The 15,580-nt window shown below is 56.3% G+C and carries 10 protein-coding genes and 3 pseudogenes; 7 read left to right on the top strand and 6 right to left on the bottom strand.

The features are described 5' to 3' along the window. Positions 1–40 precede the first annotated feature (40 nt). The 7 genes from HA48_RS12525 to mglC all read left to right on the top strand — a co-directional run bounded on the left by HA48_RS12525 (position 41) and on the right by mglC (position 8,285). Positions 41–1,171, top strand: coding sequence for a YbfB/YjiJ family MFS transporter (locus tag HA48_RS12525; protein WP_128601606.1), 1,131 nt, complete (start codon positions 41–43; stop codon positions 1,169–1,171). A gap of 125 nt (positions 1,172–1,296) precedes the next feature. Next, the gene (folE, locus tag HA48_RS12520) at positions 1,297–1,962 is read left to right on the top strand and encodes a GTP cyclohydrolase I FolE (protein ID WP_128601605.1); all 666 of its coding nucleotides are present in this window, start codon (positions 1,297–1,299) and stop codon (positions 1,960–1,962) included. 54 nt (positions 1,963–2,016) lie between these two features. After that, positions 2,017–3,177 carry a DUF418 domain-containing protein YeiB gene (gene yeiB / locus HA48_RS12515; protein ID WP_128601604.1) on the top strand — a complete coding sequence of 387 codons (1,161 nt, stop codon included), beginning with the start codon at positions 2,017–2,019 and terminating at the stop codon, positions 3,175–3,177. Positions 3,178–3,319: 142 nt separating this feature from the next. Continuing rightward, the gene (gene galS, locus HA48_RS12510; protein ID WP_128601603.1) at positions 3,320–4,360 is read left to right on the top strand and encodes an HTH-type transcriptional regulator GalS; all 1,041 of its coding nucleotides are present in this window, start codon (positions 3,320–3,322) and stop codon (positions 4,358–4,360) included. A gap of 308 nt (positions 4,361–4,668) precedes the next feature. Continuing rightward, complete coding sequence (gene mglB, locus HA48_RS12505; RefSeq protein ID WP_128601602.1) at positions 4,669–5,664, top strand: galactose/glucose ABC transporter substrate-binding protein MglB; 996 nt, start codon at positions 4,669–4,671, stop codon at positions 5,662–5,664. Positions 5,665–5,735: 71 nt separating this feature from the next. After that, positions 5,736–7,256, top strand: coding sequence for a galactose/methyl galactoside ABC transporter ATP-binding protein MglA (mglA, locus tag HA48_RS12500; RefSeq protein ID WP_128601601.1), 1,521 nt, complete (start codon positions 5,736–5,738; stop codon positions 7,254–7,256). 18 nt (positions 7,257–7,274) lie between these two features. Continuing rightward, complete coding sequence (mglC, locus tag HA48_RS12495) at positions 7,275–8,285, top strand: galactose/methyl galactoside ABC transporter permease MglC (protein WP_128601600.1); 1,011 nt, start codon at positions 7,275–7,277, stop codon at positions 8,283–8,285. Positions 8,286–8,344: 59 nt separating this feature from the next. Here mglC and sanA read toward each other — a convergent pair. The 6 genes and pseudogenes from sanA to metG form a co-directional block, all read right to left on the bottom strand. Beyond that, a pseudogene (sanA, locus tag HA48_RS12490) lies at positions 8,345–9,063 on the bottom strand (outer membrane permeability protein SanA). A 164-nt stretch (positions 9,064–9,227) separates the two neighbouring features. Next, the gene (locus tag HA48_RS12485; RefSeq protein WP_128601599.1) at positions 9,228–10,925 is read right to left on the bottom strand and encodes an NAD-dependent malic enzyme; all 1,698 of its coding nucleotides are present in this window, start codon (positions 10,923–10,925) and stop codon (positions 9,228–9,230) included. Between the two features lie 157 nt (positions 10,926–11,082). Further along, positions 11,083–11,979 carry a cytidine deaminase gene (cdd, locus tag HA48_RS12480; RefSeq protein ID WP_128601598.1) on the bottom strand — a complete coding sequence of 299 codons (897 nt, stop codon included), beginning with the start codon at positions 11,977–11,979 and terminating at the stop codon, positions 11,083–11,085. Between the two features lie 124 nt (positions 11,980–12,103). Continuing rightward, positions 12,104–12,794 (bottom strand): annotated as a pseudogene (locus HA48_RS12475) (CidB/LrgB family autolysis modulator). Continuing rightward, positions 12,787–13,170, bottom strand: coding sequence for a CidA/LrgA family protein (locus HA48_RS12470; protein ID WP_128601597.1), 384 nt, complete (start codon positions 13,168–13,170; stop codon positions 12,787–12,789). Before HA48_RS12470 ends, HA48_RS12475 begins: the two are co-directional and overlap by 8 nt. 153 nt (positions 13,171–13,323) lie before the next feature. After that, positions 13,324–15,356: pseudogene (metG, locus tag HA48_RS12465) on the bottom strand (methionine--tRNA ligase). Positions 15,357–15,580 lie beyond the last annotated feature (224 nt).

The raw sequence follows: 15,580 nt of genomic DNA, 5'->3' as shown, positions 1-15,580 counted from the left end.
TGCTGCTGACAAGTGAAAACAGGATCGATCCGGAGCCGGTATGGCGTTGCGAGTTGCGCTGAGCGCGTTTTTAAGTTTAGTGGTTGCGATGGGAATTGGGCGATTTGCCTTTACGCCCCAGGTTCCGTTGATGATTCAGGACCATCAGCTGACGCTAACCAGCGCCAGCCTGGTGGCGGCGCTTAACTATCTTGGCTATCTGTGTGGCTCGTTTGACGCAATGCGTGCGCACCGCCGCGTGGAGTGGCGTCTCCAGCTCGGCGTCTGGGGCGCAGTGCTGCTGACGCTGCTCTCGGCCTGTATCAGCGGGCCGTGGCTGCACGGACTGGTGCGCTTCCTGATCGGGGCGGCCAGCGGCTGGGCCATGGTGCTGGTGGCGGCCTGGAGTAATGAGCAGCTGCTACAGCATGGGCGACCGGGGCTCTCCGCAGCGGTGTTTGCCGGCCCGGGCACCGGGATTTTTATCAGCGGAATGCTGGCCGTGGTGTTGCATGCCAGCGGCGTCAGTGCGGCATTTGCCTGGGCCGCGTATGGCGTGCTGGCGCTGCTGTTGATAGCGGCCATCGCCCGCTTTTTGCCACGCAGCGGACAGCTGCACCGGCCCGATCGGGCACCGCCTGCGCTGGTACTGGACGCCAGGCTTAAACGCCTGGTGCTGAGCTACAGCCTGGCCGGGTTTGGCTATATTTTGCCCGCTACGTTCCTGTCACAAATGGCGGCAACGCGCTTTCCTGACAGCGCCTTTGCGCAGTTTGTCTGGCCGGTGTTTGGTGGCGCAGCGGTCACTGGCATTGCGCTGGGGATCATTACGCGGCGCTGGGGCAGCACGCCTTTACGTCTGGCGATTGTGCTGTGGGCACAGGCGCTTGGCGTGATAGCCGCAGTTGTACTGCCGGGCATCAGTGGCCTGCTGTTTGCCGCGCTGCTGATTGGCGGCGGCTTCCTGTGCGTAGTGCAGCTGTCGCTGCAGTACAGTCGCGAACTGGCGCCGCACCATGCGCGTTACCTGGCGGGGTTGCTCACTACCGGCTATGCCATCGGGCAGTTGGGCGGGCCGCTGCTGTCATGGATCGCCAGCCTGTTATGGCACCGTCTTGACCCGGCGCTGTGGGTCGCCGGTGCCGGTCTGCTGCTGGCGGGCGCTCTGGTTATTCCCCGATCCGCAGCGTGAAAAGCTTTCATCTACTATCGGATTGATTGCTGGATTAAGCGCGCGTTGTGTTTCACAATACGCGCTCAGAATTTCCCCCGCAGGCGCCGACCTGTGGGCGCATCACCAGCCGGAGAGAGAGTACGATGAGCACCTTAAGTCAGGAAGCCGCCCTGGTTCACGAAGCGCTGCTGGCGCGTGGCCTGGAAACGCCGTTGCGCGCCCCGGTGCGTGAGATGGACGACGAATCGCGTAAGCGCGAAATCGCCGGTCACATGACCCAAATCATGCAGCTGCTGAATCTGGATCTCGAGGATGACAGCCTGATGGAAACGCCGCACCGCATCGCTAAGATGTATGTGGATGAGATTTTCTCTGGCCTCGACTACGCCAACTTCCCGAAAATCACCGTCATTGAAAACAAAATGAAAGTGGATGAGATGGTAACGGTGCGTGATATCACCCTGACCAGTACCTGCGAGCACCACTTCGTGATTATTGATGGCAAAGCCACGGTCGCCTATATCCCCAAAGATAAGGTGATTGGCCTGTCAAAGATCAACCGCATCGTGCAGTTCTTCGCGCAGCGTCCGCAGGTGCAGGAGCGCTTAACGCAGCAGGTTCTGGTGGCGTTGCAAACCTTGCTTGGCACGACCAACGTGGCCGTCTCCATCGACGCAGTGCACTACTGTGTTAAAGCGCGCGGCGTGAAAGATGCCACCAGCGCCACCACTACGACTTCACTGGGTGGATTGTTCAAATCCAGCCAGAATACGCGTCAGGAGTTTCTGCGCGCGGTACGTCACAGCTAATGCCAGCGGGCGGCGCACTGTCGCCCGTTACGCCTCTCGCTTAAGGCCTGCTCAATGCAACGCTATCTCGCGCTGGATTTCATTCGTGGTTGCGCCATTCTCGGCATTCTGCTGCTGAACATTGTGGGCTTTGCGTTGCCGTCAGCCGCCTACCTCAATCCGGCGTGGCAGGGCGAGATTACGCTGTCCGATGCCTGGACATGGGTGCTGCTGGACGGCCTGGCGCAGCTGAAGTTCCTCACGTTGTTTGCGCTGCTGTTTGGGGCGGGACTCGCGATGCAGATCCCGCGCGGCAGCCGCTGGATAACCTCACGGCTTACGCTGCTGGTGTTCATCGGATTTATTCACGCGGTCTTCCTGTGGGAAGGCGATATCCTGCTGGACTATGGTCTGATTGGGCTGATTGTCTGGCGCATGCTGCGTGAAGTGCCGTCTGATCGTGCGCTGCTGCACACCGGCGTTTTGCTCTATCTGGTTGGCTGTGCGGTGCTGCTGGTGTTTGGCGCTATCTCCAGCCCGCAGGCAACCCGCTCCTGGCTGCCTGGCGCGGCAGATCTGGAGTATGAGAGCTACTGGAAGCTGGTAGGCGGCTGGGAAGCTATCCAGAATCGTCTTGATCATCTTTCATCCGGGCTGATGGCGCTGGCATCGCAGTATGGCTGGCAGCTGGCGGGCCTGATGCTGATTGGCGCGGCGCTGATGCGCAGCGGCTGGCTTACCGGCCAGTTCAGCGTACAGCACTATCGCCGTGCGGCAGCGCTGCTGCTGACTATTGGTTGGCTGATTGCCATCCCCGGCATTGTGGCGCAGTGGCTGCTGGGCTGGGAATTTCGCTGGAGCGGCTTTTTTCTGCAGGTGCCGCGCGATCTGGCCTCGCCTTTTATCAGCCTTGGCTATGCTGCGCTCTGCTACGGCTTCTGGCCCACACTGATGAAAACGCGTTTCAGCTACGCTATTCAGTGCGTCGGCCGTATGGCGCTAAGCAACTACCTGCTACAGACGCTGATTTGCACCACGCTGTTCTACCGCTTTAACCTGTTCCTGAAGTTTGATCGCCTGCACCTGCTGGCATTTGTGCCGGCTATCTGGCTGGTTAATATCCTGTTTTCCGTACTGTGGCTGCGCGTGTTCTCCCGGGGGCCCATGGAGTGGCTGTGGCGGAAACTGACCCGGCTGGCAGCTGGCAAACCCGGTAACTCTTCTCTCATCAGATAATGATGTCCATCACAAAGGTTGCATAATTGTATGTAACCGTTTTCATCTGTGTGACGTAATTCACGTAGCTAAGCCCGATGCCCTGACAAAATAGCGCCGTTACGCGCCAGTCGCGCATTTTCTTCCTCTGTGGAACAGCTGCATGATAACGATTCGTGATGTCGCCCGACAGGCCGGTGTGTCCGTTGCCACCGTGTCGCGTGTGCTCAATAACAGCAGTGCTGTCACCCCGGATACCCGCGAAGCCGTGCTACAGGCGGTAGAGTCGCTGGGATACCGTCCTAATGCCAACGCCCAGGCACTTGCCACCCAAGTCAGTGACACCATTGGCGTGGTGGTCATGGATGTTTCCGATCCGTTTTTTGGTGCGCTGGTCAAAGCGGTTGATACCGTGGCGCAGCGCGTGCAGAAACATGTGCTTATCAGTAACTCCTGGCATCAGGAGGAGAAAGAGCGTCACGCCATTGAGGTTCTGATTCGTCAACGCTGTAACGCGCTGGTGGTACACGCGAAAACGCTTTCAGACGCTGAGCTCATGCAGTTTATGGATCAGGTTCCTGGTATGGTGTTGATAAACCGGACAATTGCAGGTTATGAGCACCGCTGCGTCTGCCTGGATAATGTAACCGGTGCGCAAGTTGCCACCCGCATGCTGTTACAGCAGGGCCATCAGCGTATCGGTTATCTGAGTTCAGGGCACCCGATTGAGGATGTAACGCAGCGCCAGGAGGGCTGGACTCAGGCGCTGGCAGAGCAGGGGATTCGCCCGCCAGAAGCGTGGATCGCCCATGCGGAGCCGGATATGCAGGGCGGGGAAGCGGCGATGGTAGAGCTGCTGGGACGCAACCTGCACCTTACGGCAGTGTTCTCTTATAACGATGGTATGGCCGCCGGCGCGCTCACGGCGTTAAAAGACAATGGTATACAGGTGCCACAGCATTTCTCTGTCATTGGTTTTGACGACATTCCCATCTCACGTTACACCGATCCGCAATTGACTACGGTTCGCTATCCCATTGTTTCTATGGCGAAACTGGCGACAGAGTTGGCACTGAAAGGTGCAGCCGGCGAGCTTGATCCGCACGCAAGTCACTGCTTTATGCCAACGCTGGTGCGGCGCCATTCGGTGGCGCAGCGGCAAATTGTGGAGTCGGTCACTAATTCAGGCGATAGCGCCGTGTAACCGTTTCCAATCTGTGATTACATTCACAGTTAATTAACATGGCGCTCTCTATGATGGCAGCGTCTTACCGGACTGAAACATTATGTAACGCCGGGTTCTCCTTCCCCGGTCCGGTTTCAGTAGCCGATTGAAATGGTTCACAACACTCTTCAGGAAGCGTTTACGTACAGGGAAGTCAGGATAGCGATGGGAGTCCGGCCCTGCGTAAGCGCCAGCCCCATAATAATAGCGTTTCAACCGACTGCGCTGTCTGCCCGCAGGCAAGACGGTGCGATGAAATACCCTGCATAAAAAAAACCGGAGATACCATGAATAAGAAGGTTTTCACGCTCACAGCACTGGTTGCCAGCATGATGTTTGGTGCAACTGCGCACGCCGCCGATACCCGCATTGGCGTGACCATTTATAAATATGACGACAACTTTATGTCGATGGTCCGCAAGGACATTGATAGCGAAGCGAAAAAACTGGGCGGCATCCAGCTGCTGATGAACGACTCACAGAACAGCCAGTCTACCCAGAACGACCAGATTGACGTGCTGATGGCCAAAGGCGTTAAAGCCCTGGCGATCAACCTGGTGGATCCTGCTGCTGCGGCAGTGGTGATCGACAAAGCGAAGGCGAACGATGTGCCGGTGGTGTTCTTCAACAAAGAGCCAAACGCTAAAGTACTGGCCAGCTATCCAAAAGCGTACTACGTGGGCACCGACTCCAAAGAGTCTGGCGTAATCCAGGCGAAGCTGATTGAGAAGCACTGGAAAGCGATGCCGGCGTGGGATCTGAATAAAGATGGTCAGATTCAGTTCGCACTGCTGAAAGGCGAGCCGGGCCACCCGGATGCGGAAGCGCGTACCAAGTACGTGATTGACACGCTGAACGCTGACGGCGTGAAGACGCAGCAGTTATCCATGGACACCGCAATGTGGGACACCGCACAAGCGAAAGATAAAGTGGATGCATGGCTCTCTGGTCCGAACGGCAACAAGATTGAAGTGATCATTGCCAACAACGATGCAATGGCGATGGGTGCGGTCGAAGCGCTGAAAGCACACAATAAAACCAACATTCCTGTGTTCGGTGTTGATGCCCTGCCAGAGGCCCTGGCGCTGGTGAAATCAGGTGCGATGGCCGGTACGGTACTGAACGACGCCGAAAACCAGGCGAAAGCCACCATCGATATCGCGAAGAATCTGGCGGATGGCAAAGAGCCTACGGCGGGGACTAACTTCAAGATGGAAAACAAAATCGTACGTGTACCTTACGTACCGGTAGATAAAGAAAACCTGTCTCAGTTTGTGAAGTAATCCGTCCCGGGCGCGGCATAGGTGCCGCGCCTTATTGCATCTGACCCACGTTTTATTTAGCCAGGTAAATTATGGCCAGTGAGAATCCGACCACACAGCGTGAATATCTGCTGGAGATGACGAATGTCTCGAAATCATTTCCAGGGGTTAAAGCCTTAGATAATGTGAATTTAAAAGTGCGGCCGCACTCCGTCCATGCCTTAATGGGTGAAAACGGCGCCGGGAAATCCACATTATTAAAATGCCTGTTTGGTATTTATAAAAAGGATACGGGGAGCATCCTGTTTCAGGGTGAGGAAATTGATTATAAGAGCTCCAAAGAGGCGCTGGAAAATGGCGTATCAATGGTGCATCAGGAATTAAACCTGGTTTTACAACGCAACGTCATGGATAACATGTGGCTGGGCCGCTATCCGCGTAAAGGCGTATTTGTTGATCAGGAGAAGATGTATCGCGATACCAAAGCGATCTTTGATGAATTAGATATTGATATCGACCCGCGCGATAAAGTGGCGACTCTCTCTGTCTCGCAAATGCAGATGATTGAAATTGCCAAGGCATTCTCCTATGACGCCAAAATCGTCATTATGGATGAGCCCACCTCGTCGCTGACCGAAAAAGAGGTTAACCACCTGTTCACCATTATCCGTAAGCTGAAAGATCGTGGCTGCGGTATTGTGTATATCTCGCATAAAATGGAGGAGATCTTCCAGCTGTGCGATGAGATCACTATTTTGCGTGACGGACAGTGGATCGCCACCCAGCCGCTGGAAGGGCTGGACATGGATAAGATCATCGCCATGATGGTCGGCCGCTCACTTAACCAGCGCTTCCCGGACAAGACCAACGTGCCTGGTGAGGTGATTCTGGAGGTGCGTAATCTCACCTCGCTGCGTCAGCCCTCGATTCGCGATATCTCCTTTGATCTGCACAAGGGGGAGATCCTGGGTATTGCCGGTCTGGTCGGGGCAAAACGTACGGATATTGTTGAGACGCTGTTTGGCATTCGCGAAAAGTCGGGCGGCACCATTAAGCTGCACGGTAAAGCGATCAATAACCACAGCGCCAACGAAGCCATTAATCACGGCTTTGCCCTGGTGACCGAGGAGCGTCGCTCCACCGGTATTTATGCCTATCTGGATATTGGCTTCAACTCGCTGATCTCCAATATCAAGAAATATAAATCGAGCATGGGATTACTCGATAATAAGCGCATGAAAAGTGATACCCAATGGGTTATTGACTCCATGCGCGTGAAAACGCCGGGCCACCATACGCAGATTGGATCGCTTTCCGGTGGTAACCAGCAGAAAGTCATTATCGGCCGCTGGTTATTAACCCAGCCTGAGATCCTGATGCTGGATGAGCCGACGCGCGGAATTGATGTGGGTGCGAAATTCGAAATTTACCAGCTGATTGCTGAGCTGGCGAAAAAAGAGAAAGGCATCATCATTATCTCTTCTGAAATGCCAGAGCTGCTGGGCATTACCGATCGTATTCTGGTAATGAGTAATGGACAGGTAGCGGGCATTGTTGATACGAAAACGACCTCGCAGAATGAAATCCTGCGTTTAGCGTCATTACACCTTTAATGAAGCAAGGGCTTTAACATGAAAGCGACTACTAAAAAGAATGCGCTAACCTGGTTAAAAGAGGGCGGTATTTACGTCGTCCTGTTGGTACTGCTGGCAATTATTATTTTCCAGGATCCGACCTTCCTCAGTCTGATGAACCTGAGTAACATTCTGACGCAATCTTCGGTGCGTATTATTATCGCACTGGGCGTCGCCGGGTTGATCGTTACTCAGGGTACGGACCTCTCAGCAGGGCGTCAGGTGGGTCTGGCCGCGGTCGTCGCTGCAACGCTGCTGCAGTCGATGGATAACGCGAACAAAGTGTTCCCGCATCTGGATACGGTTCCGATTCCGCTGGTGATCCTGACCGTATGCCTTATCGGTGGCGTGATCGGCCTGGTAAATGGCGTGATCATCGCTTATCTGAAGGTGACGCCTTTTATTACCACACTGGGCACCATGATCATCGTTTACGGCATCAACTCGCTGTACTACGACTTTGTGGGCGCTTCACCGGTGGCAGGCTTCGATGCCGGCTTCTCCACCTTCGCTCAGGGCTTCCTGCGCTTCGGTGATTTCAAGCTGTCGTTCATTACGTTCTACGCGTTTATCGCCATTATCTTTGTCTGGATTCTGTGGAACAAAACGCGCTTTGGTAAGAACATCTTTGCGATCGGCGGTAACCCGGAAGCGGCGCGCGTCTCTGGCGTTAACGTTCCGCTCAACCTGATTCTGGTCTATGCGCTGTCAGGGGTGTTCTACGCCTTTGGCGGGATGCTGGAAGCAGGCCGTATCGGCAGTGCGACCAACAACCTTGGCTTTATGTATGAGCTGGATGCGATTGCAGCCTGCGTCGTGGGCGGCGTGTCATTCGCTGGCGGTGTAGGTACCGTGGCGGGTGTGGTAACCGGTGTCATCATCTTCACCGTCATCAACTACGGCCTGACCTACATCGGCGTGAACCCTTACTGGCAGTACATTATCAAAGGCGGCATCATCATCTTCGCGGTGGCGCTGGATTCACTGAAGTACGCACGTAAAAAATAGACATCACACAGCAATACTCAGACAAAGGGCTGCGGAGACGCAGCCCTTTTTATATACGCCTATTTTTGCAGCTTCTCTTCCAGCTCCAGCAGCTGCTCGGGGGTTACCGCCGGATAACTCTGGGCATCCTCTGGCACTTCATGCACGGCCGGGATGGGCACCAGCGGGCCAAGGAAACGCGGCTCACGCTTCATCAGGTAGAGATCGGCCAGTGCGCCAAGTCGGCGCCCACTTCACGGAAACGCACTGACAGCATATTCTTTGGTGACGGCACCGCATAACACTGCGCCTGAATCCCGAGGTGTCGGGCAATGTAGAGCGCGCGTTCGCAGTGGAAGCGCTGGGTGATGATGATGAAATCGTTGGTATCGAATACCTTGCGCGTGCGCACAATCGAATCCAGCGTACGGAATCCGGCGTAATCCAGCACGATATCCGCTGGCGCAACCCCGGCTTTAATCAGATCACGCCGCATGGTCATCGGCTCATTGTAGCTCTGCTGCGCGTTATCGCCGCTGAGCAGCAGATAATTGACCTTGCCGCTGTTATAGGCGTTGAGCGCCCCCTGGATGCGATAGAGGTAATACTGGTTGTAGACCCCGGTGCGGTAATACTTCGCCGTGCCTAACACCACACCGACCTGACGATGCGGCAGCGAGGCGACATCTTCATAGATAAACGGCGCCGTTTTCCAGCTAATCCAGCGATCCAGGCCAAGCGCGGTCGCCATCACCAATAAGATGATGATAAACAGGGCAAAGAAAACGCGTTTGATCATGCGCGTGGGCACTCGATTGGCGAGAAATTGAATGGGTCAAGGCTACTTGAGGCGCGGCGGCTAAGCAAGATCGTGCCGGTCGGCTGGCGTATTTTTAAGCAGTGCCGGCCGGTTGCTGCCGGCACTGGAGCGCGTTTATCGCCTGTTAAGGGCGTTAGCGCGGGTTAAATAGACGTACGGCGGTAGTGGCGATACTGCGGCAGCCAGAAGTTGTTGTTGACCGCTTTTGACAGCACATCCTCGGATGTCACCACGGCAACGCCCGCCAGCTGCGCCGCTTTGCCCACTTCCATCGCGATAAGCTTTGAAACGCCCTGGATGTGTTTCAGCTCCGGCAGCACCGGGCCTTCACCATCATTCACCAGCGGCGAGCAGTCAGCCAGCGCACGGCTGGCGGTCATCAGCATTGAGTCAGTGATGCGGGTGGCGCCAGCGGCAATCACGCCCAGCCCGATGCCCGGGAAGATATAGGAGTTGTTACACTGCGCAATCGGATAAGTTTTGCCTTTCCAGGTTACCGGTGCGAACGGGCTGCCGGTCGCGACCAGCGCAGCTCCGTCGGTCCAGGCGATGATATCCGCTGGCGTCGCTTCCACGCGTGAGGTCGGGTTAGAGAGCGGCATCACGATAGGGCGCTTACAGTGCTTGTGCATCTCACGGATGATCTCTTCCGTGAACAGCCCCGGCTGGCCTGAAACACCAATCAGAATATCCGGACGCGCATTACGCACCACATCCAGTAGTGAAATAGAATCGCTGGTGACATCCCACTCCTTGAGGTTATCGCTCTTCTGCACCAGCTTGCTCTGGAAATCGAGCAGGTTGGGCAGCTTATCGGTCAGCAGGCCGAAGCGGTCAACCATCATGACGCGCGCGCGCGCTTCGTCATCGCTGAGGCCTTCAGATTTCATCTGCGCAATGATCTGCTCGGCGATACCGCATCCGGCGGAGCCGGCACCGAGGAACACCACCTTCTGCTCGCACAGGCGGCTGCCGGCAGCGCGGCTGGCGGCGATCAGCGTGCCTACCGTAACGGCCGCGGTGCCCTGAATATCATCGTTAAAGCAGCAGATCTCATCGCGATAGCGCTCCAGCAGCGGCATGGCATTTTTCTGCGCGAAGTCTTCAAACTGCAGCAGCACGTTCGGCCAGCGGCGTTTGACGGCCTGGATAAAGTCGTTCACGAACGCTTCATACTCTTCACCGGTGATGCGCGGATGGCGCCAGCCCATGTAGAGCGGGTCGTTCAGTAGCTGCTGGTTATTGGTGCCCACATCCAGCACGACCGGCAGGGTATAGGCCGGGCTGATGCCGCCGCACGCGGTATACAGCGACAGTTTGCCGATAGGAATGCCCATACCGCCAATGCCGAGGTCGCCGAGGCCGAGGATACGCTCGCCGTCCGTCACCACGATCACCTTCACATTCTGCTTGGTGGCGTTCTGCAGCATGTCTTCGATGCGGTCGCGGTTGTTATAGGAGATAAACACGCCGCGCGCGCGACGGTAGATCTCTGAGAAGTGCTCACAAGCGGCGCCAACCGTTGGGGTGTAGATGATGGGCATCATCTCTTCCAGATGGTTGTCCAGCAGGCGGTAGAAAAGGGTTTCGTTGGTGTCCTGGATGTTGCGCAGATAGACATGCTTGTCGTTGTTGTTTTTAAAGTCCAGGAACTGGCGCCAGGCGCGTTCGGCCTGCTCTTCGATGGTTTCGACGGCTTCAGGCAGCAGGCCGTTGAGGTTGAATTCGTTGCGCTCTTCCAGGGAGAAGGCGCTACCTTTGTTCAACAGCGGAAATTCCAGCAGGATCGGACCCGCGTAAGGAATATACAGCGGACGTTTACTTTCGTACTCGAGTTCCATGCAGTGTTTGCTCCGGTTGCAGTGTTTTCTGACGTGTCGCCGGCAAAAGGTAACGCCAGAGCCTTTTATTGTGAAGTTCTGGCGACCGATCCTATGAAAATTCCTGCAGATGTACAGCTTTTGTTAATAGAAGGTCACAAAAGCGGTAAAAGGATCACTAAACTGTTGGTTTCGAAACTAAAGTAACCGAGAAATCTTTGCAGCCCAGCGCGGCCAGCGTGGTGCGGGTGGCATCAAACTGACTCAGCGTCGCCTGTTCCGCTTCTGCCAGCACCGCCTGCTGAATATGCTCCAGCGGCTCATTGTGCATATTCATCAGGATCAGCGCGGCCTGCAGCGGCGGCAGGCTGGGGTTGAAGGCTGCATTTTCGGCATAGCGTCCGGTAAAGATCTGCCCGTCGCGGCTCTGTAATGCGACGCCGCTATAGCTGTGGCTGTATGGCGCGTGGCTGGCGTTAGCTGCTGCAATCGCCGCCTGCTGTAGCGTATCGCCCTCAAGGGCAAAACCGTGATTAACCGGCGTCAGCAGACGTTCAGCGATGTTGAGATCCGCCGGGCCAAAGGCGTCTGGCAGGTAATCGCCCAGCGTCTGAACCTCACGGCCGGGCAGACTGATACGGATGGCAGTGCCGCTGTTCAGCTCGTTCATAAACTGACGGCAGTGTCCGCACGGCGTGTAGTTGACGGTGATGGCCGCTAACTGCTCTTCGCCCCGCAGCCAGGCATGCGTAATGGCGCTCTGCTCGGCGTGCACGGTCTGTTGAAGTGGCGTATGCAGAAACTCCATATTGGCCCCTAAGTACCAGTGACCGCTCACGCCGCGCGCAATGGCCCCAACGTTGAAATGCGACACCGTAGCGACCGCACAGCAGGCGGCCAGCGGCAGCATTTCGAGCGCCAGCGCATCATCATCCAGACCGGTTGCCTGCCTGAGGTGGGCCACATCCTGCGGGCTGAACATGCCGCGAAAATCGCTGGCATCCAGCATAGGCTGTAGCGCCGTTTGCAGCGTGGCGGGCAGGGCAGAAAAAGCGGATGTGAATCGTGCATGCATGATGTGATGGCCTCATTAACTCGTCAGCGGCGGGGCGCCGCCTCAAGGTTTATATGTGATCCATGTCGCTAAGACAATGCAAGCCAGCCGGGTTGTTTCAACTTTGCGAGATCTCTCGCAAGTTTTAACCCAGCCACAGCATTAATAGCGGAAAAATAAACGGCGCCAGCAGGGAAGTGATAATGCCGCAGATAACCAGCGCCAGGGAGCTGAACGCGCCCTCCTGATAGTCAATTTCTGCCGCGCGCGCGGTGCCCAGCGCGTGTGATGCATTGCCAATCGCCAGCCCGCGCGATGATTTCAGCGTGACCCTGCACAGATTGAGCAGCATGTGGCCGAATACCGCACCCAGCACGCCGGCAATCAATACGCAGATGGCGCTGATCGCCGGAATGCCGTGCAGCGAACCGGAGACAGCATGGCAATTGGTGTAGTGACCGATTTGGGCAGGATAGTGGCCGCAATCTCCGGCGTGGCGCCCATCCACAGCGCGATGGCGGTACCGGAGACCATGGCGGTAATGCTGCCGATAAAGCAGACGCTGATAATGGTTTTCCAGCGTGCGCGGATCTGGTGCATCTGCTCATACAGCGGCAGCGCCAGCGCCACCACGGCCGGCTGCAGCAGCTGATTAAGCAGCGCGCTGCCGGCAAAGTAGCGCGCATAAGGCAGATGGGTAACCAGCAGAAGCGGATGATAATCGCCATCGCCACCAGCAGCGGATTGATGATGGAGAGATTAATACGGGCGGCCAGTTTGCGCGCCAGTAAGTAAGCCACCACGGTTAGCGGCAGTGACCACCAGGCATCACTCATCGCGTGGATTCCCAGGCTGTTGCAGACGCTCTGCGCTCAAACCGACGACCAGTAACACCACAAAAGTGCTGACCACGCAGGAGACAACAATCGGGCCAAATTGCGCACTAAGAATATCGGTGTAGCCCATTACGCCCACGCTAATCGGCACAAACAGCAGCGCCATGTAGCGAATTAGCAGGTGGCAACCGGGCTTCACCCACTCCACCGGCAGAATCTGCAGCGCCAGCAGCAGAAACAGCAGCAGCATACCGATGATGCTGCCCGGCAGGGTAAACGGCAGCAGGGCGGCAAGCGCGATGCCGGCGTACAGCGCAGCGTAGATAATCAGAAAGGCGCGCAGGTAACGCCAGCAGGCAGATAACACGGCGGACATGTCAGGCTCCTGTTTTATGGGCTTCATCATACGCACTCAGCGCTTGAGGGAGTGTCCGTGCGGGTGGTCAGCGTGAAACGAAAGCGATAACGGGACGTCAGCGCCCTCTCCCGTGCGGGAGAGGGACAAAGTGGGGGCAACGCCCCCGAAGCCTTACTTCACCGGCATGCCCGGCTGTGCGCCGCTATCCACGGAGAGCACAAACAGGTCTTTGCCGCCCGGGCCGGCGGACAGCACCATGCCCTCTGACACGCCAAAACGCATCTTGCGCGGCGCCAGGTTAGCGACAATGATCGTCATCTTGCCCACCAGCACGGACGGGTCCGGATAGGCAGCGCGAATGCCGGAGAAGATCTGACGCTTCTCACCACCCAGATCCAGCTGCAGGCGCAGCAGTTTATCGGATCCCTCAACCAGTTCAGCCTGCTCAATCAGCGCCACGCGCATATCGACTTTCGCAAAGTCATCAATGGTTATGGTGTCACCAATCGGTGCATCGGCCAGCGGACCGGTTACCGCAGGTTTACTGGCTGCGGCAGCATCCTCTTTAGAAGCTTCCACCAGCGCATCGACTTTGGTCATTTCGATACGGCCATACAGCGCTTTAAACGGCGCCACGGTGTGATCCAGCAGCGGCTGCGCGATACCGTCCCAGGTTAAGGTGCTCTGCAGGAACGCTTCGGTGCGCTCGCTCAGCGAAGGCAGTACCGGCTTCAGCCAGGTCATCAGGATGCGGAACAGGTTGATCCCCATGGAGCAGATCGCCTGCAGATCGGCATCGCGGCCCTCCTGCTTCGCCACCACCCACGGTGCCTGCTCGTCAACATAGCGGTTAGCTAGATCGGCCAGCGCCATGATTTCCCGGATGGCACGGCTGTATTCGCGGCTCGCCCAGGCTTCACCAATTTTTTCCGAGGCATCAACAAAGGTCTGATACAGCGCCGGATCGGCCAGTTCGCCCGCCAGCTTGCCGCCAAAGCGCCTGGTGATGAAACCGGCGTTGCGTGAGGCGAGGTTAACCACTTTGTTAACGATATCCGCATTCACGCGCTGCACGAAATCTTCCAGATTCAGGTCGATATCGTCGATGCGTGACGAGAGTTTCGCCGCATAGTAGTAACGCAGGCTATCGGCATCCAGATGCTGCAGCCAGGTGCTGGCTTTGATAAAGGTGCCGCGCGATTTCGACATCTTCGCGCCGTTTACCGTCACATAACCGTGCACAAACAGGTTGGTCGGTTTACGGAAGTTGCTGCCCTCCAGCATCGCTGGCCAGAACAGGCTATGGAAGTAGACGATATCTTTACCGATGAAGTGATACAGCTCGGTATCGGAATCCTTCTTCCAGAATTCGTCAAAATCGATGTCACCGCGCTTGTCGCACAGATTCTTGAATGAACCATGTAACCGATTGGCGCATCCAGCCACACATAGAAGTATTTGCCCGGCGCACCCGGGATCTCAAAGCCGAAGTAGGGCGCATCGCGTGAGATGTCCCACTGCTGCAGGCCCGCTTCAAACCACTCCTGCATCTTATTGGCTACCTGCTCCTGCAGCGCGCCCGAACGGGTCCACGCCTGCAGCATGGCGCTGAACGACGGCAGATCAAAGAAGAAGTGCTCAGAGTCACGCATCTCCGGCGTAGCGCCAGAGACCACAGATTTCGGCTCGATCAACTCGGTCGGGCTGTAGGTCGCGCCACACACTTCGCAGTTATCGCCATACTGATCCGGTGATTTACACTTCGGACAGGTACCTTTTACGAAACGATCGGGCAGGAACATGCCCTTTTCCGGATCGTACAGCTGCGAAATGGTGCGGTTTTTAATGAAGCCATTCTCTTTCAGCCGCGTGTAGATCAGCTCGGAGAGCACGCGGTTCTCTTCGCCGTGCGTCGAGTGATAGTTGTCGTAGCTGATGTTGAAACCGGCGAAATCGGTCTCATGCTCCTGCTTCATCTCCGCAATCATCTGCTCCGGTGCCACGCCCAGCTGCTGGGCTTTCAGCATGATCGGTGTGCCGTGAGCATCGTCTGCGCAGATAAAGTAAACCTGATTGCCACGCATTCGCTGGTAACGGACCCATACGTCAGCCTGAATGTGTTCAAGCATGTGACCGAGATGGATTGAGCCGTTTGCGTACGGCAGGGCGCACGTTACCAGTAATTTTTTAGCGACTTGAGTCATAATTTGCGTAGCGTTCCGTAAATGAAAAATCGGGCTTAGATGTTAACCGAAGCACCCTGCGGCGTAAACACGACAGGAGAGCCGCGTCACTTTTAGCGCCTATCTGATATTATTGACAGCACACCGCCATCATCCGGCGTCATGACAAAATAAGGAGTAGGGATGACTTCACAATCCCGTGAACACCATTCACCCGAAGCATTGCGCGCTGTGGTCATCGGCGT

The sequence above is a fragment of the Pantoea wallisii genome (genome assembly GCF_002095485.1).
GTDB classification, from domain to species: domain Bacteria; phylum Pseudomonadota; class Gammaproteobacteria; order Enterobacterales; family Enterobacteriaceae; genus Pantoea; species Pantoea wallisii.
Note: the sequence above shows the minus strand (reverse complement) of the source record. Positions and strands in the feature narration are given on the sequence as shown.